This is a genomic window from Sorangium sp. So ce124 (assembly GCF_051525235.1).
In the GTDB taxonomy this organism is placed as follows: domain Bacteria; phylum Myxococcota_A; class Polyangia; order Polyangiales; family Polyangiaceae; genus Sorangium; species Sorangium atrum.
Genome location: NZ_CP150312.1, coordinates 12877825 through 12902152 on the forward strand (window position 1 = coordinate 12877825; position 24328 = coordinate 12902152).

The 24328-nt window shown below is 71.6% G+C and carries 16 protein-coding genes; 7 read left to right on the top strand and 9 right to left on the bottom strand.

The window, feature by feature from the left end; all coding sequences use genetic code 11:
* Positions 1 to 92: 92 nt before the first annotated feature.
* The 3 genes from WMF19_RS48200 to WMF19_RS48210 all read right to left on the bottom strand — a co-directional run bounded on the left by WMF19_RS48200 (position 93) and on the right by WMF19_RS48210 (position 5098).
* Complete coding sequence (locus WMF19_RS48200) at positions 93 to 2285, bottom strand: hypothetical protein (RefSeq protein ID WP_437896506.1); 2193 nt, start codon at positions 2283 to 2285, stop codon at positions 93 to 95.
* The gene (locus WMF19_RS48205) at positions 2282 to 3730 is read right to left on the bottom strand and encodes a hypothetical protein (protein WP_437896507.1); all 1449 of its coding nucleotides are present in this window, start codon (positions 3728 to 3730) and stop codon (positions 2282 to 2284) included. Before WMF19_RS48205 ends, WMF19_RS48200 begins: the two co-directional genes overlap by 4 nt.
* 579 nt (positions 3731 to 4309) lie before the next feature.
* Positions 4310 to 5098: a hypothetical protein gene (locus WMF19_RS48210; protein WP_437896508.1), complete on the bottom strand. Its 789-nt coding sequence runs from the start codon at positions 5096 to 5098 to the stop codon at positions 4310 to 4312.
* A gap of 109 nt (positions 5099 to 5207) precedes the next feature.
* Between WMF19_RS48210 and WMF19_RS48215 the strand changes: the two genes are divergently transcribed.
* The 3 genes from WMF19_RS48215 (at position 5208) to WMF19_RS48225 (ending at position 8276) form a co-directional block, all read left to right on the top strand.
* Positions 5208 to 6263, top strand: coding sequence for an AAA family ATPase (locus WMF19_RS48215; RefSeq protein ID WP_437896509.1), 1056 nt, complete (start codon positions 5208 to 5210; stop codon positions 6261 to 6263).
* Positions 6260 to 6790, top strand: a complete 531-nt coding sequence (locus tag WMF19_RS48220; protein ID WP_437896510.1) for a hypothetical protein — start codon at positions 6260 to 6262, stop codon at positions 6788 to 6790. The genes WMF19_RS48215 and WMF19_RS48220 overlap by 4 nt, the downstream gene beginning before the upstream one ends.
* 283 nt (positions 6791 to 7073) lie before the next feature.
* Positions 7074 to 8276, top strand: a complete 1203-nt coding sequence (locus WMF19_RS48225; protein ID WP_437896511.1) for an STAS domain-containing protein — start codon at positions 7074 to 7076, stop codon at positions 8274 to 8276.
* Positions 8277 to 8341: 65 nt separating this feature from the next.
* Here the strand turns inward: WMF19_RS48225 and WMF19_RS48230 are convergent, their stop codons facing one another.
* Both WMF19_RS48230 and WMF19_RS48235 read right to left on the bottom strand, forming a co-directional pair.
* A complete protein-coding gene (locus tag WMF19_RS48230) occupies positions 8342 to 9790 on the bottom strand; it encodes a type VI secretion system Vgr family protein (protein ID WP_437896512.1) in 1449 nt (482 codons plus the stop codon).
* A gap of 115 nt (positions 9791 to 9905) precedes the next feature.
* On the bottom strand, positions 9906 to 11696 hold the full coding sequence (locus WMF19_RS48235; RefSeq protein ID WP_437896513.1) for a DUF2169 family type VI secretion system accessory protein: 1791 nt from the start codon (positions 11694 to 11696) through the stop codon (positions 9906 to 9908).
* A 98-nt stretch (positions 11697 to 11794) separates the two neighbouring features.
* On the opposite strand from WMF19_RS48235, the gene WMF19_RS48240 reads away from it, so the two are divergent.
* Positions 11795 to 12136 carry a hypothetical protein gene (locus WMF19_RS48240; RefSeq protein ID WP_272096212.1) on the top strand — a complete coding sequence of 114 codons (342 nt, stop codon included), beginning with the start codon at positions 11795 to 11797 and terminating at the stop codon, positions 12134 to 12136.
* A gap of 203 nt (positions 12137 to 12339) precedes the next feature.
* Entirely contained in the window at positions 12340 to 13362 is a 1023-nt protein-coding gene (locus tag WMF19_RS48245; protein ID WP_437896514.1) for a phosphotransferase, read from the top strand.
* Positions 13363 to 13575: 213 nt separating this feature from the next.
* Here the strand turns inward: WMF19_RS48245 and WMF19_RS48250 are convergent, their stop codons facing one another.
* Together WMF19_RS48250 and WMF19_RS48255 are read right to left on the bottom strand one after the other, a co-directional pair.
* On the bottom strand, positions 13576 to 14940 hold the full coding sequence (locus tag WMF19_RS48250) for a hypothetical protein (protein ID WP_437896515.1): 1365 nt from the start codon (positions 14938 to 14940) through the stop codon (positions 13576 to 13578).
* A gap of 291 nt (positions 14941 to 15231) precedes the next feature.
* Positions 15232 to 16701 carry a cellulose binding domain-containing protein gene (locus tag WMF19_RS48255; protein WP_437896516.1) on the bottom strand — a complete coding sequence of 490 codons (1470 nt, stop codon included), beginning with the start codon at positions 16699 to 16701 and terminating at the stop codon, positions 15232 to 15234.
* 327 nt (positions 16702 to 17028) lie between these two features.
* Between WMF19_RS48255 and WMF19_RS48260 the strand changes: the two genes are divergently transcribed.
* The gene (locus WMF19_RS48260) at positions 17029 to 17823 is read left to right on the top strand and encodes an ABC transporter ATP-binding protein (RefSeq protein ID WP_437896517.1); all 795 of its coding nucleotides are present in this window, start codon (positions 17029 to 17031) and stop codon (positions 17821 to 17823) included.
* A gap of 265 nt (positions 17824 to 18088) precedes the next feature.
* Here WMF19_RS48260 and WMF19_RS48265 read toward each other — a convergent pair whose 3' ends face one another.
* Together WMF19_RS48265 and purN are read right to left on the bottom strand one after the other, a co-directional pair.
* Positions 18089 to 19714, bottom strand: coding sequence for an NAD(P)-binding protein (locus tag WMF19_RS48265; protein WP_437326184.1), 1626 nt, complete (start codon positions 19712 to 19714; stop codon positions 18089 to 18091).
* Positions 19711 to 20433, bottom strand: a complete 723-nt coding sequence (gene purN / locus WMF19_RS48270; protein WP_437896519.1) for a phosphoribosylglycinamide formyltransferase — start codon at positions 20431 to 20433, stop codon at positions 19711 to 19713. Before purN ends, WMF19_RS48265 begins: the two co-directional genes overlap by 4 nt.
* 217 nt (positions 20434 to 20650) lie before the next feature.
* Here purN and WMF19_RS48275 point away from each other — a divergent pair, with 217 nt between their 5' ends.
* The gene (locus WMF19_RS48275) at positions 20651 to 24292 is read left to right on the top strand and encodes a protein kinase domain-containing protein (protein WP_437896520.1); all 3642 of its coding nucleotides are present in this window, start codon (positions 20651 to 20653) and stop codon (positions 24290 to 24292) included.
* The last annotated feature ends 36 nt before the right edge of the window (positions 24293 to 24328 follow it).

Below are 24328 nucleotides of genomic sequence, written 5' to 3' on the forward strand. Positions count from 1 at the left end.
CCCTGGGTATACGAGGGCGGACAGCGCGGCGAGCAACGCGTCGAGCCTCTGTGGACCATCACACCAGGCGAAGAACCACGGTCCCGAGTCGCTCATAGCTGGATCACCCGGATGGGTGTGTTGAACCCGTTCAGGGGCTCCCTCTTGCCCTTCTTCACATTGAAGAGGTACCCGTCCTTGATGCTGTAGGTATTTTCCGGGCTGAACTTGCCACCCCGCGCCATGATGAGCTCGACCTGCTCGACATCTCCGACGACCCCCCTCTGTCGCAGCCCCTCCATCCCGCTCGACAACTGCTGGATCATTTCCTTGACCTTGATTTCATTTCCCCCCTTCACCTCGCTCACGATCGGCTTCTGCCCCCGGGACACCGTCACGAAGTCCGGAGCCTTCACGCTCGCTGGCATCTTGAGCATCTCGCGCACGCCCTCGTCGCCGACGCCGAGGAGCGCCCGCCCTTCGCGGGTCATGTGGCTGATCGCCGCCTTCTCGAAGGTGTTGAACCCGGCTTCCGTAACGTGCCCTTTCAGCGTCTTGAACCCGCGGAGCCTCCATACCTCGAATCCCTTGACAACGACCTTATCGACCGCCGCGATCTCCCCAGCGATCCGGATCCCACGCGGCGGTAGCGCGCCGGCGGCAGCAACGCCGTGCCAGATGTGCCCGACCGCCCCGAGCCCGAAGCCCAGCCCCGAGAAGATCCGCTCCTCATCGCTCAACTCTCGCCCCGACGGCACGCACCACTCCTTGCCCGTCACCGCCTCGCACAGGTCGAGCGTCGGCCCGAGCACGGGCACGAACCCCACCCCGATGCGCGTCGTCGCGTGCACCAGCGTCTGCATCACCTCCGCGTACGCCTCGAAGCCCTCGCTGACCGTCGACATCGCCCCCGCGAACGCGCTGATCGTCTGGTAGAGCTGCGTCTGCTCCAGGTCGAGCCCGTCCCCCGTCCACTGGTTCAGGCTGTCCTTCATCTGGTCCGCGAGCGCATCGAACCTCGGCTTGAGCACCGTGTCCACCTGCGCCCGCAGGTCGGCAGGCACGGGCGAGTCCTCGAACCAGTCCGATGCATCCATGAACTGCCGCACGAACCCGGTGATCCGGTTCTGCGCCTTCAGGAAGGCGTTGGTCTCCGCCAGCGACACGCCTATGCGGTCGCGCAGCGCGATCTCCAGCGCCGCGCTGTTGGCCCGCCACGCCCGCACGTTCGCCACGAAGTCCGCCCGGAGGACCACCACCCGGCCGCTCACATCCGCCTCCAGCGCCGCGAGCACCGCGTCCGCGTACGCCGCGTAGGGATCCCGCCCCTCCTCGAACGCCCCGTCGACCCCCGCGACGTCCGGCACCTCGACCCCCGGCACCTCGCTCTCCCCGAGCGCGTACGCTTGCGGGTCGTCCGGGTCCCACCCCTCGGCGCGTGCGTCTTCCGTCGCCAGGTCCGCCACCTCGTCGGCCTGCGCGCCGAACTCGTCCATCAGCCGCGCGACCTCGTCCTCGAGATCACTGACGCTCTTCTTCAGGTCGTCGACGAGCTGCTCCATCGCCGCGCGCGTCTCCGGCGCGACCGCGTCCTTGTACCGGTCCAGGATCGCCTCGAGGTCGGTCCGCGAGATCTCGTCCAGCGGCCGGCCGACAAGGTCCTTGAGCTCGGTGTCGAGCTCCTGGAGCAGGTCCATCTTCTCCGCGAGCAGGCCCACCGCCCGAGCGTTCGCCACCAGCGCCGCGCGCTCCTTGGCGATCTCGGCCAGCAGGATCTCGATGTCGCGCGCCAGCGCCGGGTTGATCTCCGTCAGGCTCAGGTCGACGCTCCGGCTGCCCTCGAAACCGGTTGCATCGCGGCGGATATCGAAAAGCGGCTTGTTCAGCCCGAGCGGCTCCGAGACGAGGTGCACCACCTCGTGCGAGTGGGTACACCAGTCGCCGCCGTTGACGGTGTGGACCCGGAAGTGGAAGTCGTTGCTGCCCGTGCAGAGCAGCACCGAGTCGAACTCCGCCTCGAAGATGTTGCTCTGGGAGCCATCGGCTTCGATCCGCAGCGCGTCCGGAACCGAGTACGTGGGCAGCGGCGTCTGGTTCACCTCGAAGAATGCCTCGCCCTCCCTCTCCAGCTCGGCCTTCCCGCATGAGGTCGCGTCCTCGCGCTCGTTCCAGAGCAAGGTGTACGGCGTTCCCGCCCACCCCACCGACGGCGCCAGCACCGCCACCATCGTGACCAGCGCGACGACCTTCCGCAGCACAGCGGCGCGAACGCCACGCGGCGCAACGTTCTTCTTCGACCGCCTCATGTCCCCTCCGCCCCGCGCACCGCGGCGTCATACGCGATCGCGGCGCCCTTCACGTCGCCCGCGTCGAGCCTCGCCTCGACCGCGTCGAGCGCCGCCGCGGCCATCCCCTTCTCCCGCAGCTTCGCGAGCCCCGCCGCGATCTTCCGCGGCAGCCCCGTCTCGAGCTCGGCCTCCGCGCCGTCGAACCGCCCTCGGAGCTCGGCGCACCCGGCCTCCCGCCACGACGATCCCGCCGCCTCGCAGAGCGAGCGCATCTGCACCATCGCCGTTAGCTCCCCGCACCGCTCGGCCAAGAGCGGCAGCCCGAGCTCCTCGCTCACCGGCGGCGCCGCCGACAGCGCCGCGACCTGCGCGCGCGCACGCTCCCCGAACGCCTCCGACGCCTTCCGGATCCGCGCGCCCGCGACCGCCTCGCGCGCCCCCTCGTCCATCTCCAGCACACGGAGCGCCTGCCGGCGCAGCGCGATGCCGCCGAGCAGCGCCGCCGCGGTCGCGTCGCTCCGGGCGACGCGCCCCTTCATGTAACCCAGCATCGCGTTCAGCGAGCGCAGCGCGCCCGACGTCATGTCCGGCACGACCGCCCCGTGCGTTGCAAGGAGGTCCCTGTGCGGCGCCATCGCCTCGTCGAAGGAGGCCGCGAAGACCTGGAGCGTCGCCGACCACCTCAGGATCTCCGCGGTGAGCTCACCGGGCGCGCGGCTCGCCTCGCGCGCCGCCGCGAGCACCGCCTGCTCCACGCCGCCGAGGCCGTCGATGTCCGACCGCGACGCCTGCGCCGAGAGGGCCGCGTACGCTGCCGTCTCCGCCGCCTCGGTCGCGCGGTACGCGGCGAAGCGCGCCGCGACGCCCGCGTACTTCGATCGCAGCGGGGCGGCCTCGTCCCGGGCCTGGTCGAAGATCACCTGCACGGCCGCCATCGCCTGCCTGTCGGCCGCGAGCGTGGCGGCGAGCGGCTCCCTCTCGGCGCTGGCCTTCTCGATCATCGCCGCCGTGAAGTTGCCGGCCGCGTCGACCGGCGTCTCCGCGAGCAGCGCCCTCTGGCGGTCCCTCGCCTCGTCGAGCAGCGACGCGAGCTTGCCAGCGAGCGTCGCCCGCAGCGATTCGGCGTTCCTCGCGTCGTCGCGCACGTACGCGACAGCCTCGTCGATGTGGCCGAACCAGACGCCGAGCGAGGTTTCGCTCGCGACGATCTCCTCCGGCGTCTTGTTGTTCGGCCAGGTGGCCCACACCTCGATGGGCAGAACGCCGTCCTTCTCGGCCTGGGCCCACGCGGCGCCCGGGCCCTGATTCTCGCCGACGCAGTGCTCCTCGCCGCCCACCGCCGCCGCGCAGAAGCTCCCGAACGTGTCGTCCCCGAACTTCCACAAGCACCCGGCCCCTGCCGCGCCGAGCGCCAGGGCGGCCACGGCCACCCCGACGCTCTTGGTCAGTCGCCTCGTTCCCATGCTCATTGCCTCCTCCCCGCGATTTTTCTCGCCCGGGCGCGCTCGTCCGCACGTTCTCCAGAAGCAAGCGTCCCCACCAAAGCGCTAGGACATTGCTCGGCCCTGGATCGCGCCCTCGTGCGCCATGTCGACCGTCGTCAACGCACGGACCGACGCGGGACCGGGTGAGGTGTCCTCCGGTGCATCCGACGGGAGTCCGCGGTGACGCCAGCGCCGTCCACCGAAGCGCAGGCGACGCAGGGCGGTATGGCGCTCGACGCAGCAGCCGTTCCACAAGCGACGAGCTCAGGGCGAGACGACGCAGGAGCCGCTCCACAGGCGACGAACCCAGGGCGAGACGACGCAGGAGCCGCTCCGCGGGCGACGAGCCCGGGGCGAGACGACGCTGGAGCCGTCAGAAAGGCGAGGTCCGGCGGCGCCGGGGCCGCCGGTCGCCTCGGAAGGGCTGCGCCCGCGGCGACGCCCGAGGGGAACGGTTCAGAGCGCGCTTTGCCGCGGGATCATCGCGTTTCCCGGCCGTGGCAGCGCGATCTGGGGAGCATGGGGGCCGCTTTCAGGCTCGGCCCGCGCCGCCGGCGGTCAGTCGCCTTCGAGCGGTGGAGGCGATCCGGGCGAGGCGGGCTCCTCTGGGGGCAGCGCGTCGTCCTCCTCGGCTGCGGTCCGGCCGGGCCTGCGGCCGGACGGGCGCACCTTGGCGGCGAGATCCTCGAGGCCGGCGAACGTGAAGCTCGCGGCGAGCAGCGCGGCGCCCTGGCCGAAGCTCTTGTCGCTCTTGCGCATGGCGTTCTGCTTCGCGCGCAGCGTGGCCTCCTTCTCGCGCTCCTCGGTCGCGACCTTCGCGAGCGCCCTCTTCAGCGCCGGCAGCTCGGCCGCGATCTCGTCGGCGAGCGCTGCGCGATCGAGCTTCATCGACGCGCGCCTCGGCTTCGGGAGCTTGATCTCCGCGTCCCGCAGGGCGCTCGCGACCCGCTCGCCGGCCGTGACGAGCACGGAAGGGTCCTCGGCGACGGCCCCGTCCAGCAGCAGCTTGCGCAGGCCCGCCGGCCCGAACGCCGCGTCGACGGCGGCGCACCCGTCGACGACGTCGACGAGCACCGAGCGCAACCGGGCGGCCGCCTCGTCGCGCGCCTCGCGGGGCGCGGCGTCGTCGGCGAGCTCGCGCTCGTGCGCGTCGTCGGCCGCCACGAGCGCGGCCGTGTCCGCGGCGAGCCGGCGCGCGACGAGGCGCATAAGCAACGCCACGTCGGGCATCTTTTCGCCGGACCTCAGGCAGGGCGCGAGCTCGGTCGCAATCCCCTTCGCGATCTCGTCGGCGTGCGTCTCGGCCGACGCGGCCACGGCGCGGCTGGACTTGTCCCTGTCGGTCACCAATTTCGACGCTGCCTCGGGGCATCCCCTCTGTGTGACCGCTCGCGACCGCTGAGCTACCCTGCCGCAGTCGCCGTCCTGCACCGTCAACGAGAAGCCCCGGAGAGCCATGAAGGTCCAGCACCTGCACATGAAGCAGTTCAGCGCGTTCGAGGACGTCGACCTCGCCTTCTCACCGGGGATCAACGTCTTCCTCGGCACCAACGCGACCGGGAAGAGCCACACCATGAAGGCGCTCTATGCCCCGCTCAAGACGCTCGAGCAGGAGGGCTCCGTCATTCCCCTGGATCTGCGGCTGCACGAGAAGCTGGCCAACGTCTTCCGGCCGGACGACGCGTACATGGGCAGGCTCGTCCACCGCCGCAAGGGGCAGGGCAAGGGGTTCATCACCATCCGAGGAAGCACGGGCGACGTCGCTGTCGTGCTGAACACGAAGGGCAAACAGCAGGTCGAGGTCAAGACCGCGACCTGGAAGACCGAGGCGCCATCCATCTTCCTGCCGACGCGCGAGGTCCTCGCCATGTTCGAAGGATTCATCGCCGCGTACCAGGAACGCAAGCTCTCGTTCGATGAGACATACTATGACGCCTGCGTCGCCCTCAGCCAGGCGGCGCTGCGCGGCCCCCGATCCGAGGAGGCGAGGGTGCTGATCGAGCCGATCGAGACGGCGCTCGGCGGCAAGGTCTCCCTCCAGGGAGGTCGGTTCTATCTCCTGCGCAAGGACGGCAGCATGGAGGCGCACCTCGTCGCCGAAGGGCTCCGCAAGATCGCTTGCCTCGCCCACATGGTCTCGAACGGCTCGTTGACGACGAATGGCATCCTCTTCTGGGATGAACCCGAGGCGAACCTGAACCCGCAGCTCGTCTCGCTGGTCGTCGACATCCTCCTCGAGCTGGGGAAGCGCGGCGTGCAGATCTTCGTCACGACGCACGATTATCTGCTCTCCCACAAGCTGTCGCTCCTCTCCGAGTACAGGAAGCAGCCCGACGTGCCGATCCGGTTCTTCGCGTTCCACCGTCAGGAGGCGCATGGCCCTGCGCTCGTCGATGGCGGCGATACGCTGGCGGAACTGCCGACCAACCCGATCCTCGATGAGTTCTCGCGCCACTACGATTTCGAGCGCAAGCTCTTCGACGAGGCGCCCGAGGAGGGCTCCGCGGCATGAGCTTCGTGCACGACGAGGGCAAGCTCCGTTTCGCCTTCGACAGCGACTGGAAGATCCTGAAATGGGACGACCACGGCGCGTATGTCGGTGGGCTGCAGAGGTTTCAAGAGACCAAGGCGGTCGATTTCTTCGGTCTGTATCTCGACGATCCTTACTTCATCGAGGTCAAGGACTTCCGCGGGTACCGGATCGAGAACAAGATCCGCCTCTCGAGCGGAGAGCTCGCCCGAGAGGTCGCGTACAAGGTGCGGGATACCGTGGCGGGCATGGTATGGGCCTGCGATCGCTTGCCGCTCGATCGCGGTGAGCTACGCGGCTTCGTGCGACGGATCCTCGCCCGTACCAAGAAGGTTCCCGTCGTGCTCTGGCTGGAGGAAGATCGCCCGCCCGAGCCTGCGCTCGCCTCAGCGCTCGGCGAAGCCATCAAGCGCGAGCTCATCTGGCTGAATCCGAGGGTCCTGGTGACATGCCGGTCGCTCGTCCAGAGAGACCCAGTTCATGGCCTCTCGGTCACGAACCTGTCGTGAGGCGCTCCCGGAATCCCCTGGACCGCACCTCTCACCACCTCTCCCGCTCCGGTCCACGCAAGCAGCGCCCCGCCGTCCTGCGCCCACCTCGCCGTAGCTCATTCAGCGGCGAGCCGGCTCACCGTCTTGCCGCGCAGCGCCCGCCACGCTAGCGCTAGCGCCCCCACAAAATGGCGCGTTTCTCCCGGCTCAATCGCACAACGGCCGCCAGGGAGCTCTTTCGCAGCCTGCTCCGTCCACGTTATACTTATCCTTCTCTGCTCTCTGAGGAGTTGTGAGACTGATGGAATCTGCCCCCAGCGTGCTGCTTGGCGAGCTCTTCGCCCGTTCTGCCGATCTGCTCTTCATCGCCTCGGCCGACGGAGCGTTGCTCCACGGGAGCGGCGGACTCCGCGAGGCGCTCGGCCCCGGGGTCGCGGGCGGCGCGCTCCTCGCGGATCTCGCGCACCCGGACGATCGCGCCGCGCTCTCGGCGGCCTGGTCGTCGCTCCTTCAGAGGGACGAGCCCGTCTCGTTCAGCGTGCGCCTGCGCGACTCCGGTGGCGCCTACCGGCCGCTGTCGTGCAGCGTCAGCCGGTCATCCGACCGAAGCGCCGTCCTCGGCTCGCTCCGCCCCGCGCCCGCGGCCCCTGCCCCGGTGACCGAGGACGAGCTGAGCACGCTCCGGCTCAAGGCGCGCCTCCTCGACGGCCTCGTCGAGCACGTGGATCCCTTGACGATATGGGCGCTCGACCGCGACGGGATCTACGTCTATCACGACGGCAAGTCGACCGCGAAGGCCGGATTGACACGGGGGCAGCACGTCGGGCACAGCGTGTACGACCTCTATGGGACCTCCCCGGAGGCCGCCGCCGACATGCGGCAATGGTACGACGGCCAGGTGCGCCGCGGTCGCGGTGAGGCGCACGGCGCCGACTGGGACACCTGGCTCATCCCGCTCCGCAGCGAGCCCGGCGGCCCCATCGACGGCGTGCTCGGGGTCTCGCTCGACGTGTCGGACTCCAGGCTCGTCGAGAAGGAGCTGCGCATCCAGCTCGACCAGATCGCGGCGCAGCAGAAGGTGATCCGCGATCTCTCGACGCCGATCATCGAGGTCTGGGACGGCGTGCTCACGCTCCCCATGGTCGGCACGGTCGACAGCGTCCGCACCGCCGAGGTCATGGACAGCCTGCTCGCGCAGATCGTCGAGAAGCGGGCGCGCTTCGCCATCCTCGACCTCACCGGCGTCGAGGTCGTCGACACCCGAGTCGCGAGCCACCTCATCCAGCTCATCACCGCCATCCGCCTCCTCGGCGCGGACGGCATCGTCGCCGGCATCAAGCCGACGGTCGCCCAGACCATGGTCGCGCTCGGCCTCGACCTCTCCCAGCTCAACACGCAACGCAACCTGCGCGCCGCGCTCAACTACGCCATCCGGGCCATGACGAGCGCCCAGGGCGCCTCCCCCGCCGCGGGCCCGGCGCCCGGCAAGAAGCCAGCTCCCTGAGCGGCGTCATCGCCCGCCGCCCCGGGACCGCGCGCGGGCGCGCCCGTTCACGAGATCGAGGCCGCTCACTCGTCCACGAGATCGAAGACGATGCCTCCCTGCGTCTTGATCCGGTGAGTCGACCGGTTCGCGCTGTTGACCGGAGAGGGCGTCAGCGGGTTCGGCGCGGCGCCCACGATGACCGGCCGATCCGGGTCGCCGTTCACGAAGGCGATGAGCACCTCGGTCCCCGGCTTGAGCGGGAAATGCGTGCCGTAGTTCGCTCCCGCGTGGTTCTGGAGCATGCGCACCGGCCTGGACGTCACGCCGCCGGCTGCCCCCGTGTCGAACAGGAACCGCACCATGTACCTGCCCTGATCGTCGATCTGCGCGTCGTTGCCCCCGCCCCCCGGCCCGGCGTCGACGATGCCCGTGACGACGCCGCCGATCCGGGGCGTCGGCGTGACGCGCGGCGGCCGGTACGTGTTCTGGCCCGGGATCGCGCGGAACGTGTTCACGTAGCGCCGCGGCTCGTCGCCGCCGCCCAGGCCGCCGGCCGCCTGCGACGCGCGATGCTCCACCTCGACGAACAGCAGATCGAGCGACTCCAGGCTCGGGTGCCCTTCCAGCACCGATCGCCCGCCCGCTCCGATCGCGCACACCGCGCTCCTGCCCGCATACACGAGCTGCGTCGCCTGCCGCTCCTCGGCCCGGACCTGCGCCAGCGCCTTGCCCTCCGCCGGCGTCTTGTAATGGCCGCCGTACTCGACGATGCCGCCCGCATACCCGGTCGAGAGGACGTGCTCCGACGTCAGATCGAGCATCGGTTGCCGGTAGTTGTAGTCGCGGGCCACATACACGCTCGGCACGAGCCGCGATCTCGCCTCTAGCTCGAAGACGTCCCGCGTCTCGCCGCGCTCGCGGAAATGGACGGACTCGGCGCCGGCCGCGGGCTTGAACCCGGCGCCGTCGGTGAAGACCATCGTGTCCTGCCCGTCCTGGTGCTCGAAGAAGAAGCTGATCCCGGCGTGCTCGGCCAGGCGGGAGACGAAGGCGAGATCGGTCTCCTGGTACTGCACCGTGAACTCCCGCGGCGGGTAGGTGCCCGTCAGCCGGAGCTCCACGTCGCTCCCGCTCAGGCCCACGAGCTCGAGCTTCTGCTTGATGATCTCCGGCACCGCCTTGTTCATCGAGATCTCGGTGGTCTCGACCAGCGTCAGCCGGAAGGCGCGCGGGACGATGCGCAGCCGGTACGCGCGGTAATCGCGCAGGTTCGCGAGGAGGTCGTGGACCTCCGCGATCATCCCGTGGACGCGCCGCAGCTCGACCCCGTCCTGCTCGAAGACGATCGCGACGCTCTCGCCCGTGAGGGTCTGTCCGTCGACCCCGGCGTCGCTCGGACAGGCCACCTCGACCTCGAACGTGAAGAGCTGAGAGATCGCCTCGCGCCCGGACAGCCTGTTCACCTGGAGGAGGTCGGACGAGAAGCCGGAGAGCTCGAGTCGAATGTCTAGTGAATCGGATCGGGTGGTCATCGTCGCAGCTCCATCCTTCGTGCCGTGGGAGAAGATCTCCTGCCCTGGGGCGCCTCGCGCGCGGACGCCCCTCGCGCTCGTCGAGGTGGGCTCGGCGAGCTACCGTTTGCGCGAGCTACCGTTTGCGATCGAACCGTTCGTAAAGGCTCCTCCTCAACGCAGGGGAAGGGGTCGGCAGCGCCGGGCGCTCCGGCGGAGGTGGCGGCGGCCGTCGGGGCGGCGGGGCCGGCGGCGGCTCGTCCGGCTCGGGGGAGCGCGCCGGCGAGGCGCTCAGCACCGGCCTCGGCTGGGGCGGAGGCTCCGGCAGCGCGAGCTCCGGAGGCGGCGCGGCCGGCTCCAGCTCCTGGAGCGGCGCGGCCGCGGTCTCCGCCATTTCCGCGTGAGCAGGCGTGATCGCAGGCGAGGCCGCGGGCGCGCCATCGCCGGAAGGGTCGGGCGCGCCAGCGCCCGGCGTCCAGTCGTCGTCGAGCGAGAGGGCGAGCGTGCCAGAGCCCGCGCGCTCCTCCGCCGCGACCGGCTCCTGGGCCGTCATCGAGGGAGGCAGCCCCGCGCCCGGAAGCGCCGGCTGGAACGGGAGCGCCGGCTGGTCCGTCGCGTCGGCGTCCTGCTCGGGCAGCAGGGCCAGCGTCGTGGCCGGAAACGCCTCCGGGCCTTCTTCCACCGAGGAGATCGAGAGGGTCCCGGTGTCGATCCGCGGCCCGGGCGCGCCCGCCGCCGGCCCGACGATGTCGCCGGGAGCCGACCCGGGGCGGAACGGCGTCGCCGCCGCCGAGGCCAGGGCAGCCGCCGCCGCGCCGGCGTCCGGGAGGCTCAACGTGCGCGCCCCGGCGGCCGGAGCGGCCAGGGTCTCCCCCAGGCCGCCGTCGTGGTCGCTGTCGACGCCTCGCGCGAGTCCGCCCGCGGCGCCCTGCTCCGCAGGCAGCTCGGGCCACTCGAGCGGCTCGCCGGGGAGCTCGACCCCCGCCACGATGTTGGCCGCCGCGAGCGCGGCCTCGTCGGGGACGACCAGGCTGCCCCGGAAGACGAGGGTGCAGCGCTGCTCGTCGCCGTCGATGCGCAGCGTGTCGGCGTTCAGCTCGAGCGGGTGGCCCTCGGTCACGCCGAACGCGGAGAGGCCGTGGACGCGCGCTCGCCCGCGCGCCTCGGGCAGCCGCGTCCGGAGGCGCGGCAGCGTGGGGTGGAGCCCGTGGAGCTCGATCCACTCGCCGCCGCGCAGGTAGCGCGTCCGCTGATCGGGAGGCGCCGCCTGGTAATAGGCCCACTCGAAGGGATCGGGGATCTCGGCGATGGCGGCGTCGAGCGCCTTGCGGGGCGTGGCCCCGAGCAGCCGCCTGCGCGCGGGCCAGGCGCGCGCGATGGGCCCGAAGCCGGCCGCGCGCGCCGGCTGGAGCGGATCGACGATGTTCGCCTCGGGCTCGGACGCGTCGCCCGTCCCCTGCACGCCGAGGAAGTTCTCCTGGTCGTTCTCCCCGCGGAGCGCCCGCTCGTACACGAGCGGCATCCGCTGGAACCCGGCCCTGTCCTTGACCAGGAGCTCCTTGTCGAGGAGGGGCCCGCCCTCATCGGAGATCGCGAGTCGCACGGGCAAGGCGTGCACGGGCGCGCCGGGCGGCGGCGCGTGGGCGTGGCCGGTAAAGAGCACGTCGGCGCGCTCCAGGTGCGGCGCCAGATCGCTCGTGAGCCGGACGCTCCGCCCAGGGTTGTTGCCGTGATGGACCTCCGCGTGGACGACCTGCTGCGGCTCGACCTTGGGCATCTCCGCGTCCGCCGCGAAGGCGAAGGTGGCCTTGACGATGACGGTGATGTGGAGCTCGCCCCGGCTGCGCCATGCGACGGCGGCGGCTGCTGCTCCGTTGAGCGGCGTGACCCTCACGGGCCCGGTCGCGCCGTTCGTCCCACGGTTCATCGCGCTCTTGGTCGCACCGTTCGCCATTCCGCGGCGTTATAGCACGGCTCTCGTCACGAACTTGCCGCCGCACTGCGCCCATGCCACCCACGGCGATCATGAAGCTGGCTGGAACCGCTCGTGGGCTGGGATCGGCGCTCGCCCTCCTCGTCATGATTGCCTCGTTCGGCTGCGACACGGTGGCGACGCTCGTCGCGCCTGCGGTTCCGGTGGTCATCGAGAAGGCGACCGCGCCCGGGGAGCCGGCCGCGCCCGAGGATGCGGCCGCCGCGCCCGAGACGCCCGAGAGCCGGAAGTGCTGCTTCCGGAGCGGCGAGGGCGCCGCGAAGGTGTGCGAGAGCCAGGAGCGCTGCTGCTCTGGCAGGTACGACCGCAGCGCGTGCGAGGACTCTGGCGGTCTCTGGTTCAACAGCGCCGACGGCTGCGCCGGCGCCTGCTGAGCGTCTGGCCCGTTCCTGCATCGGGACAGGCGTCGAGGCGGCGAGGGGGACAGGCGTCGAGGCGGCGAGGGGGACAGGCGCCGAGGCAGCGAGGGGACAGGCGGCGAGGGGGACAGGCGCCGAGGCGTGACGGCCGCAGCGCGGCGCGGGGCGATGTCGTGACAGCCCTGGCGTCCGCGCCGTCCGCCGGCGTAGGAGAGGGTGTGCGCGAGCTCGACACCGACGCCCTGCTCCGGCTCGTCCAGCGGGCCACGGGCCATGTCCCGTCGTCGATGGTCCCGCTGCGCGGGGGCGTGTCGTGCCGGCGCTATCTGCGCATCGTGACGCCGGCCGGGACGGCGGTCGCGATGTTCGCGCCGAGCGCGGAGGGCGACGGCGTCGCGGTCGGCGCCGCTCCCCCGCGGTGGGCTTTCCTGGAGGTGCACGCGCTCCTCCGGGAGCGCGGCGTCCGGGTGCCGGCGCTGCTCGGTGAGGATTGCGAGCACGGCCTGCTCCTCCTGGAGGATCTCGGGGACGCGACGCTCTCGACCTTCGTCGAGCGCGCGCCCGCCCGCCGCGCCGAGGTCTACGCGCTGGCCGCGCGCGATCTCGCCCGGGCGCAGCGGGCGCTCGCGGCGCTCCCGAGCGGCTCGATCGTCGACTCGTGCGCGCTCGACGAGACGCTCCTGCGCTGGGAGCTCGACCATTTCCGCGCGTGGGCGCTCGACGCGCGCGGGCTCCGGCTGGGCGACGCCGCGCGGGCCGAGCTCGATGCCGTCTCGGATCGCCTCGCCCGGCGCATCGCCGCGTGGCCGCGGGGCTTCGTTCACCGCGATTACCAGAGCCAGAACCTCATGGTGCTGGACGCGGCGGGCGGGTGCCTCGAGATCGCCTGGCTCGACTTCCAGGACGCCCTCCTCGGCCCGCGCGCCTACGATCTGGCGACGCTCCTCAACGACTGCGCCCAGGACCTGGATCGCCCGTTCGTCGAGGCCCGGCTGGACGACTATGCGGCCGCCGCCTCGCTCGATCGGATTGCGCGCGACGCGCTCGGCCGGGAGTTCGATGTGCTCACGGTCCAGCGCAAGCTGAAGGACGCCGGCCGCTTCGTCTTTCTCGATCGCATCGGCGTGGATGCGACGTATTTGCGCTACGTCGAGCCCGCGCTCGCGAGGGCGCGCGCCGCGCTCGCGAGGATGGGCGACGACGAGGACATGCGCGCGCTGGCGCGGCTCATCGCGTTGTGAGAGAGAGTTGACGCCAAGACGCCAAAAGACGCCAAGAGACGCCAAAAGACGAGAGAAAAGGGGGCGCGTGGTCCTCGGAAGGCCATATCGATGACCCTGGCTATCTTGTCGCGAACAATCGTCTCTTTTTTGGCGTCTTCTGGCGTCTTGGCGTTTCAATCTGACATGCCCGGTCGTCGGCCGGCCGGATCTAGGCCTCGGGCGCTGTGCGGCTCAGAGCTCCGACTCCTCCAGAAAGCGCTGGAGGAACGTGACGGCGGCTTGCTCTCCAGCTTCCGGGAAGCCCCCGAACATCGCGAACTGGTGCCATACCCAGTCGGCGTGCAGATAGGTATCCTTCTCGCTCGCCTCGAGCGAGGAGCACACGTGATCCCAGCGCGGGTTCGCCCCGGGGAGATAGCCGCTCTTGTCGGGCGGAAGGCGGGTCAGGCGCGCTTCCTTCGAAGGGCCAGGGAGCTTCTGCTGGAGCGCGGCGTTCGCGTCGAGCTGGTGGCCGCCGGTCATCCGCAGGCGGCGCGAGGCGTCGCCGCCGAGCCAGCGCACGAGCAAGGCCTCGTTCTTGGCGATGCCGCGGGCGTCGAACGCGAACACCTCGCTCACGCGGTCCTTGTTGGCCGCGAGCGCCTGCCACAAAGCCAGTCCGCCGGCGCTGAAGCCCGCGAGCCCGAGCTTCCCGAGCCGCGGCCCGCCCTGTCCAATGCCGATCTTCTGCGCCCCGCAGAGGAAGCGGAGCGCCGCCTCCGCGAGGCCGGGCAGGCTCGCGGTCGTGGCGGCGCCGAAGCTCGCCCCGCTCGGCCACGGGTGCAGCATGACCACCGCCCTGCCGCTCGCGGCGAGCGCCTCCTCGAAGCCGCAGCGGACATAGACCCAGCGGGACTGGTCGCGCGGATCGCGCTCGAACACGTCGCGCGCCCAGAATGAGGCGCCGGGGGACGGGTCGGGCGTGAGCAGGTATCGATTCAGCCCGAACATCTCGTGGCGCTGGTCGACCCGGGTATAGGCGTACCCTTCTGGCCGGTAGAAAACGAGGGCCGAGATCGCCGCGTCCGGCGGCGCCTTGCAGGCCTCCGGGATGCTCGCGAACCAGATCTTCGGCTCACCCGCGGTGGCGCCGAGGGCCACGAGCTCGGTCCCGGGCCGATGCTCGCGCCGGTACTCGTCCGAGTACCCGGCGTAGGCCATCCAGAATGGGGTGATATCGACGAAATCCGTCCTGATCTGGGCGAGCGCGAGGCCGGGCGCCGATTGCACGTCGACGAGCGGGTGAGCCTGTCCGAACGCCGTGTCAGGGGCGGGGCTGAGCGCCGTACCCCCGCCCGTCACGTCGAACGCCTGGTCGATCGACAGGACCTCTTCCTCTCGGGCGGGGACGTCCTCGAAGGCGTCGAACGCCGCCGAGAAGCGCGCGCTGAGCGCGACGCGCGACGCCCCTGCGGGGATCACGAACTCCCGCCGCCCCGGGCTCGAGCCGGCGAGCGGCAGCGGCGCGTCGTCGGCCGTTGCCTGTACGTCGGAGAGCGCGTCGGGCAGCAGCGGGCTGCCCGCATTGCGCCAGGTGACACGGAGCCTCAGCGCCATGCGGCGCCCCGGACCGGACGGCGCCCCCGACGACGAGGGAGCGAAGCGGTGTAGAGGGGGTCGACCGGGCTATCGCCGGCGAGGGGGATGCGCTGCGGGGCGGAGGGCACGGTGCGCCCACGGTACCAGAGGGCGCGGGCCGCGGGCGAGCGCGACCGGGCGCGGAGGCCGCGCGGGGAACCCGAGAGGGGCTCTTCCCGTGTCGATCGGCCCCTCCTGCAAGGCAGGCGCGCCGCGCCGCCGGGAGGCCGTCTCTCCTCCTCGATCGGCGCGGCGCTCGTCGACTGGAGCTCAGCGCGTACCGTTCGCGCAGTACCCGAACTCGACGTTCGTGCCAGGCTTGATCTTGGCGTTCCAGCTCACGCCGCTGAACACGAAGTCGGTGCCTTGCTTGACGGCGTTGGTGTTCCAGAAGTCACGGAGCGTCGCGCCGTTCGAGGGCACGTAGAGCTTCCATGTGGTCTCGCCGCTGTCGGTCTTCGTCAGCTTGATGTTGTTGCAATAGCCGCCCGTCCACGTCGAGTTGGGGGTGATGCTGACGGTGATGTTGCCGCCCTCGACGCGCACCCCGGTCCCGGGGTTGCCCCCGCCGCTGCCGCCGCTGCCAGTGCTGCTGCTGCTGCTGCTCGACGAGGACGTGGTGGTGCCGCCGCCGCCACCGCCGCTGCCGGAGGTGCTGGAGCTGGAGCTGCTGGAGCTGGAGCTGCTGGAGGTGGTGCTGCTGGAGCTGGAGCTGCTGCTGCTGCCCTTCACCCGGGCGATGAAGCTGTCATAGCCGGCGACGTCGCCCGTCTGGGAGAGCATGACGATCGCGACGCCCATGTCGACGGCCTTGGCGACGTTGCTCTCGTTGAGCCAGGTGGAGTCGACGTTGATCGGGCCGCCGCCGAACGTGTACGCGTCCACGATGACGAGCGGCAGGTTGAGCGCGGTGGTGATATCGCGGTAGGTGAAGTTGTCGATCTTGCCCTCGGTGAACGGGAACTGCTTGCCCGTGAGGCCGACGTACTTGACGACGCTGCGATCCCAGCCGGCGTAGAACCCGCCGGGCGTCGTCGCCCACCGGGTCGCAGACGGGTTGAACCACGGGCTGAAGTCGATGACCACCCTGCACGAGGGGCAGCCCGACTTGATGGCGCCGAGGATCTGGTTCATGAAGCCGTCAGATTCCGTCTTGTCGAACGCGTTCTGCTGATCCTTCTGCGAGAACTGGTACCAGTCCGGCTCGATGTGGATCAGCGGCTCGACCGCCCTGCCCCCGAGGCCCGCGTAGATCTTCTGCGCCGCGTCCTTGTACTTGGTCACCATCGCGCCGATGTTGGCGCGCACGTACGCCGCGCCCTTCTGGCACAGCGGTGCGCCACTGTTGCCGTCGCAGTCGTTCTCGGACCCGAGCCCCTTCTTCGTCATGTCCGTGGCGATGTAGCCGAAGAAGTAGGGGGTCTTCCCCGCGTTGACGATCTGCGTAAGCTTGTTCTTGTGTGTGCTGGTGAAGCCGCCCGATTGCAACCAGTCCCCGACGGCGACCACATCGACGTTGGCGGGTCCGGACTGGGGCGGCGACCAGCTCTGGCTCCATTGCGGGGCGACGCCGAAGCGCATCTGCGATGCCGCCGCGGCCGCTGCTGCCTCATCGGCGAAAATCTCGTCCTCTTCGGAGGCGCTGGAACCATCGTCCGCGACAACGATGCACCCGCCGACAGCGGCGAGCAGGCACAGAGCTGCCCCAGCACCGAAAAGCGAACCCTTGATCTTCGTCATTGTCAATCTCCAAGTGACCGAGCGGCTCCGCGCCGCATCGGATTTTTCCACTCCCGAGTGCCAGCATCGGCTTGGCACGGGGCGCTTGTTGAAAGGAAGGTTCGTAGAGCTTTGCAACGGCCGGGCCATCGTCTCTCCAGAGCGGAGAACGCCGGTTCACGGGCGCATTCCGACGGTGCCTGTCCGCGAGAGATGGAGAGTGGGCCGATGGAGTGGATCGCCGAACCGGGGCACGGATGATCCACCGCGAACGGCCTGATTTCTCGGTGCGGAACGCCGGTAAGCGGGTAGTCTGCGCCCGATGAACCAGGACCGTGGAGTGGAGCGATGAGCGCGCCCGCGCTCATCGAGATCGAGGACGCCGAGGTCTTCCGCGGCGACACGCGCGTCTTCGAGGGGCTGTCGCTGCGCATCGAGCAGGGCGAGAACACCGCGATCCTCGGGCCCAACGGCGCCGGGAAGTCGACCTTGCTGCGGCTGCTCTCACGGGAAATCTATCCGGTCCACCGCGAGAGCTCGCATGTGCGAATACTCGGTCGCGAAAGGTGGGAGGTGTCCGCGCTCAGGCGCAGGTTAGGGCTCGTGTCGTACGAGCTGCAGATGTCCTATCCCCGGGGTGTGCGGGGCTGCGACGTGGTGCTCTCTGGCTTCTTCGCGAGCGCCGGCCTGCACGAGCACGAGCCGCCGACCGCCGCGCAGCGCCGGCGCGCCGAGGAGGTGCTCCGCGACCTCGGCGTCGCGCACCTCGGCGACAAGCCCATCGCGGAGATGTCTGCCGGCGAGCAGCGGCGCTGCCTGCTCGGGCGCGCCCTTGTGCACGATCCGGAGGCGCTGGTGTTCGACGAGCCGACGACGAGCCTCGATCTGAAGGCCGCGTTCGAGCTCATCGATCTGCTCAGGCGCCTCGCGCGGCAGGGCAAGACGCTGATCCTGGTGACGCACCATGTGCACGAGATCCCGCCGGAGATCGGGCGCGTCGTCCTGCTGCGGAGAGGCCGTGTCTTCGCCGATGGCCCGAAGCGCGCGGTGCTGACCGACGACAACCTGTCGCGCCTGTTCGACGTACCCCTCACCGTCGTCGAGCGCGAAGGCTTCTTTCAGGTCTTCCCCCGATCTCCCTGAGACACAAAGTCTCGCCTTCACGTCTCACCGCTTCGCAAGACGCACGGTTCGTCCTCTGCGCAGTGGAGAAATCAGAAAACGGTAGGCCCCCAGAGAGGGTGTTCTCGGCGCGGGGTGGGGGATGGGCCGATGTCTGAGCCTGAAACACGAGTCATCCGGCCTTGCCGGATGACTCGTGTTTCAGGCGAGTTCGGCGGGGCCCCCACCCCGCGCCGAGAACACCCTCTCTGGGGGCCGTGCAGCCTGTCGATGTCCGCCCCCCCCGCTAGCCGATCTCCACCTTGCTCCACATGTCGCGCCGCATCCGCTCCTTCCGCCGATCGGTCCGGGTCACGAGCCTCGCTGCGCCCCAGGCGGCGAGCAGCTGGCCCTCCTGGCCTAGGCCGGGCAGCACGCTCCGGCCGACGAGCAGCGTGCGCTCGATCGGCCCGCGGATCGGCTCCCCCGCGAGCCCGAGGTAGCCGGGCGGGTCGACCTCGAGCTGCCGCACCATCGGCTCGGCGCCCGGCGCGGCGCCCTTCAGCGCGGCGCGCTCGATGAGGCGGCGGCGCTGGCCGTCGTAGAGCCACACGGGCAGCCCGTCGTGCACCGAGTCGACGAGCACGAGGTGGCGCTCGAGGAAGGGCAGCTCGGCCGTCAGCGCGTCGAGCACCGCCTGGCGCGCCTCGAGAAGCGACAGCGGGCCCCGGTCGGGGAGCAGGATCTCCGCCACGAGCAGCGTGTCGGTCGAGGGAGCCGGCAGGTCGCAGCGCTGGAGGTGGACCACGGGACGCCCGGGCCCTGCCGGCCGCGTGTGCCGCGGCGAGCTCGGCCGGCCTCCGGGCGCGCCGTCGCTCGACACGCGCGGCGGCGCGGGCGAGCGGCCCGTCGACGCGGACGGGAAGGGGAACAGCAGCGCCTCCGGGCCGAGCGGCTCGGGCAAGCCCTCGCGGCGCACGATGAGCGACACGACGAAGCGGCCGACCGACGAGGTGATCCGCGGCCACTCGCGCAGCGCGCGCTTGTGGATGCCCTCGCCGCCCGACAGGCTCGCGAGCGTCTCGCCGTCCATGTCGGTGATGACGAAGCTGCTGCCGTTCGGGTGATCGTCGCCGTCGAGGACGACCCCCGCGGCTGTGCCGCGGCGGACGTGGACCGACGCGGCGCGCTCGTCGAGCAGACAGCGACCGCCGTGGGCGAGGATGCGCTCGACGAGGAACTCCTCGAGCTCCTCCTCGCCGCGCGGGAGCATCATCAGCCCGCGCGTCCACGCCCCGTGCAGGCGCGCGACCGCGAAGGGGGGCGGGAGCGCCGAGAGGTCCGTGGCGAAGAGGACGGACTGCGTGACGATCGAGCGGAACAGGTGGCCGCGCGGGAACTCGACGAGCAGGTCGGCGTCGGGCTCGGCGCGCGCGTACGGGAGCAGGCCGGCGTAGCGCGCGGTCTCGCGCCGCTCCCAGAACGTGCCCGGCGGCCAGAGGGCGTCGTGCGAGAACGCGTCGTCCGCGGCGCCGTTGACGTGGGCGAGCTCGGCGTAGAGCTCGTCGACGACGCGCCGGAGCTCGGGGAACTCGCGGTCGATCTCGCGGCCGAAGAGGACCATGTCGGGCGGCACGTCGAGGCGCCGGCGCGGCGCGACCGCCTGCAGCATGGGCATGGCCGGGACGATGCGGCGCTTCCAGGTCTGCGACTGGGCGAGCTCGACGAGGAAGCGGCGCCACGCGGGCGACGGCTCGGCGAGCATGGTGAACGCGCGCCGGCGGAGGACGTGCTGGTCGAGGCGGTAGGTGGGCGGGCGCTCGCCGTGCCCGACGACCATCACGGTGAAGTCGCGGCGCGCGAGGAGCGCCGCGGCCGTGAGCGCGCCGATGGACCGGCCGAGGACGATGACGTCGTAGTGCTTGTGGATCACGCCCCTTCCCCGACTTCTCCGACTTCCCCGACGCCTCCGACGTCCCCGCGCGCAGGGCCGTTCTGGGCGAGCCCGAGCGCGGTCTCGACGCCGGCGAGCGTCGCGCGCGCTCGCCCGCCCGGCACGTCAGGCGGCGCGATCTGGAGGCGCCCCTCGGCGATCCACGAGAGCGCGCGGATGAGCAGGGCGTGCTCCTGGACGAGGATGCGCGCGGCGAGCGCGTCGCGGTCGTCCCCGTCGAGCACGGGGACGGCGGCCTGCGCGAGGATGGGCCCGGTGTCGGTGCCGGCGTCCACGAGATGGACGGTGCAGCCGGTGACGCGCACGCCGTGATCGAGCGCCTGCTGCTGGGCGTCGACGCCGGGAAAGGAGGGCAGGAGCGACGGGTGGATGTTCACGACCCGGTGCGGGAAGGCGTCGAGGAAGGTCGTCGTCAGCAGGCGCATGAAGCCCGCGAGGACGACCCAGGTCGCGCCCGCCTCGCGGAGGGCGTCGACGGCGGCGGCGTCGAAGCTGTCGCGATCGGCGAAGTCCCGGTGCGCGATGACGCGCGTGGGGACCCCGGCGCGCTCGGCGCGCGCGAGGCCCTCCACGTCCGCCCGGTTGGACAGGACGAGCCGCACGCGGGCGTCGAGGCGGCCGGCGGCGATCGCGTCGAGGATCGCCTGGAGGTTCGAGCCGCGGCCGGAGATGAGGACGCCGAGATCGAGGGGGGGCATGGGGGGCAGATACTACGGCGGAGGCGGGCGCGGGAGAGATCCGGGGCGGAAGCGGCCGCCCGGCCCCCGGGGGGACGCCTCGAGGGCTGCGAGGCGACCGCCGGGCCGCTCGCGCTGTCATTTGCGGCTGCGCGCGCTCCCGCCTCGTCGGGGCCGGGCCCCTCTGGCCGGCCACCTACCAATGCCGCGCCGCTCGGGGTAGGGTGGCGGCGCCACGATGTCGGAACGCCCGCCTGAGCCGACCCTTACCCCCGACGAGGCCGCGAAGCACCGGGCGAGGTCCTACCTCGGGCGGGTGATCTCGAAGCGCTACCGCATCGACGAGGTCATCGCGATGGGCGGCATGGGCGCGGTCTACCGCGGCGAGCACGTGCACATGCACAAGCGCGTCGCGATCAAGATCCTGCACCCCGACACCGAGCGGCTCCCCGAGCTCGTGCAGCGCTTCGAGCGCGAGGCCATCGCCGGCGCCCACATCGAGCACCGGAACGTCGCGACCGCGACCGATTTCGGCGAGGCGGAGGACGGGTCGTTCTTCCTGGTCCTCGAGTACGTGCGCGGCACGACGCTCCACGAGATCATCCGGCGGGGGCCGGTGCCCGCCGCGCGCGCCGCCCTGATCGCCAGGCAGCTCGCGGCCGCGCTCGACGCGACCCACGCGATGGGCATCGTCCACCGCGACGTGAAGCCGCGCAACGTGATGGTCGTCGAGCCGCAGGGCGACCTCGTGAAGCTCATCGATTTCGGCCTCGCGAAGGTGAGCGTCGATCAGCTGCGCCGGTCCGTCGCGTCGCCGGAGTCCGCGCGGGCAGGGGCCGACTCGCTCCCGGTCCGGCTCACCACGGCGGGCGTGATCTTCGGGACCATCGCCTACCTCGCCCCGGAGTCGGCGCTCGGGATGGATTTCGTCGACGAGCGCGCCGATCTCTACGCCCTGGGCCTGATCTTCTACGAGATGCTGGCCGGCAAGCACCCGTTCCTGGCCAAGGATCCGGTCGAGCTCTTCAACCAGCAGCGGAGCGCGCCCGTGCCGGCGATCGCCGCGCACTCGCCCGGCGTCGAGGTCCCGCCCGCCCTCGAGGCGGTCGTGCGGCTCCTCCTCGAGAAGAATCCGCGCGCCCGCTTCGGGACCGCGGCGGAGCTGATCGCGGCGCTCGACGACGCGTGCTCCGTGTCGGGGATCGCCGTGCACGAGCCGCGGGCGGAGATGGCATCGAGGGGGGAGATGTCATCGAGGGCGGAGATGACGTCGGTGCCTGCGATCGCGGACGCGGCGCGTGTGCCGAGCAACCGGCCGCCCGTGCCCAGCGCGCCGTCGCGCGCGATCGACGCGAGCGCCGGCGGCTCGTCGGCGATCGTCCTCGGGGATTCGTGCCTTGTCTCGCTGAACGACGTCGCGGACGCGCTGGCGCCGGCCGGGAGCGGCGCGGGCGCGCCGGAGGCAGCGCGAGCGCGTGCGTCGAGCGAGCCGGGGGAGGGCCGAGCGGACAGCGTGGAGCTGGCGGGGATGACGGCGCCCGTGGAGCCGGCAGGGGCGGCGGCCTCGGAGCTGCCGGAGGGCGACGAAGACGACGAGGACGCCCTCAGCCACTCGCGGCCGACGCCGGTGCGCAACACGCCGACCCTCGTCGCCGAGCTGACGCGCGACTCGCGCCCGACGGCGGTGGGCGGCGCGGCGTTCATGGCGCAGGTCGCCTTCGCGCAGGAGGTCGCCAGGGCTGACGCTGCCTCCGCGGCCGACGACTCGAGCGTGCCGGAGGACGCGCGCCCGACGACGGTAGGCGGCGCCGCGCTCATCGCCCAGGCCGCTTTCGCTCGCGAAGCTGCAGGCGGTGGCGCTCCTTCCGGGGCCGATGACCCGGGGCCGCCGCGCGAGCCGTCGCAGATGCTCGATGCGGCGGCGCCGTCGCAGGAGCCGGCGGCACCGGCGGAGCCGGCGCGGCCGGTCTCGACGCCTCCGTCGCCGGAAGCGGCTCCGTTGCCTGGGGAGTCAGCGCGGTCCGTCGAAGCGCCTGTGGCGACGGCGGCAACGGGACTGAGCTCCCTACGACTGTCGCTGGACGATCTATTGTCGTCGCCGGGTCAGGCGGAGCGTCGTCCGGTAGAGCCCTCGGCGAAGAAGCGATCGCCGTCGGGCGTGGAGGAGCCGTCGTCGCCTGGAGCGGAGCAGGCGCCATCGAAGCCGCCGTCGTCGCCTTCGGCGGAGAGCTCGCCATCGAAGCCGCCGTCAGCGGAGCGTGCGTCATCGAAGCCGCCGTCCGCGTCCGCTGTGGAGCGTGCGTCATCGAAGCCGCCGTCGTCTGCGGCGGAACCTGCGCCATCGAAGCCGCCGTCAGCGGAGCGTGCGTCATCGAAGCCGCCGTCCGCGCCCGCTGTGGAGCCGGCGTCTGTCGCGAAGCCGGCGTCGTCGAAGCCGCCGTCGTCGTCTGCGGCGGAACCTGCGTCATCGAAGCCGCCGTCAGCGGAGCGTGAGCCATCGAAGCCGCCGTCGTCGCCTGCGGCGGAGCGCGCGTCATCGAAGCCGCCGTCCGCGTCCGCTGTGGAGCCGGCGTCCGTCGCGAAGCCGGCGTCGTCGAAGCCGCCGTCGTCGTCTGCGGCGGAGAGTTCGCCATCGAAGCCGCCGTCGGCGGAGAGTTCGCCATCGAAGCCGCCGTCGCCCGCAGCGGAGCATGCGTCATCGGAGCCGCTGTCCGCGTCCGCTGCGGAGTCGGCATCCGTAGCGAAGCCGGCGTCGTCGAAGCCGCCGTCAGGGGCGAGCGCGGAGCCGGCGTCATCGCCATCGCCCGCGCCGTCCGTGGAGGCGCAGCCGCCGCAGGACGAGCCGCCCGCAGAGGAGGCGGCGCCCATCTCGGAGCCGACGTCCGAGCGGATGAGCGGCTCGCGGCCAGCCTTCGCCCCGACGCTGTTGCGGGAGCTGGAGGCCGCCGAGGCAGAGCGCGTCGCCCGGGAGCGCGAGGAAGAGGCCAAGCGGAAGCTCGCCGAGGAGGCGGAGCGCGCCGCGCGCGAGCGCGAGGAGAAGGCCAGGCGAAAGCGGGAAGCCCGGGAAGCTCGCGCGTCGCGGCTGGGTCACGAAGGACTCGGCGGCCGCATCGGCCGGCTGGCCCCGTACCTGGGCGGCGGCATCCTTGCGGCGGCCGTGATCGCGGCGCTCGCCGGCGGTGGGCGCGCCCCGCCCGAGCCGGAGCCCCAGCTCGGCCCCGCGAGGCCTCCCGCGAGCGCGCTCGCCACGAGCGAGCCGGCCCCGGCAGACACCGCCGTCCCCGAGGCACCCGCGCCCACGGCGCCGGCGCCCGAGGCCGCTGCGTCGGCGGCGCCCGATGCGCCGGCCGAGCCTCCGCCGGATGAAGCGGCCCGGAAGGCGCTCACCGACGCTGTCAGGGCGCGCCGGTGGGTGAAGGCCGCCGACGCGATCCAGAAGCTCGCGGAGCACGATCCGACGGCGCTCCGCGAGCGCGCGCTCGCGATCGCGGCGCGCAACGTGGCCATCGCCATCGCGAAGACGGGCGAGGAGCACGCCGACAAGGTCTTCGACGCGCTCTCGAGCCGCTTCGGGACGGCGGGGATCGACGTGCTCTACGAGATCGTCGAGACCCGCGGCCGCTCCACGCCGGCCACCCGGGCCGCGAAGCTGCTGCGGGATCCGGAGATCGCGGCCCGCGGGACCCCTGCGCTCCGGATCTCCTTCGAGCTGCGCGACGCCACGTGCGGCGAGAAGCTCCCGTTCCTCGAGCGCGCCGTCTCGGAGGGCGACGATCGCACCCTGGTCGTGCTCGAGACGACGGTGAGGCCCTGTTACAAGACGAACCGGGCGATCGACGAGGCGATCAAGAAGCTGCGATCGAGGCTCGAAGGCGGCTGAGCTCGCGCCGCGCGTCCCGCGCGGTCGCTCAGCGCA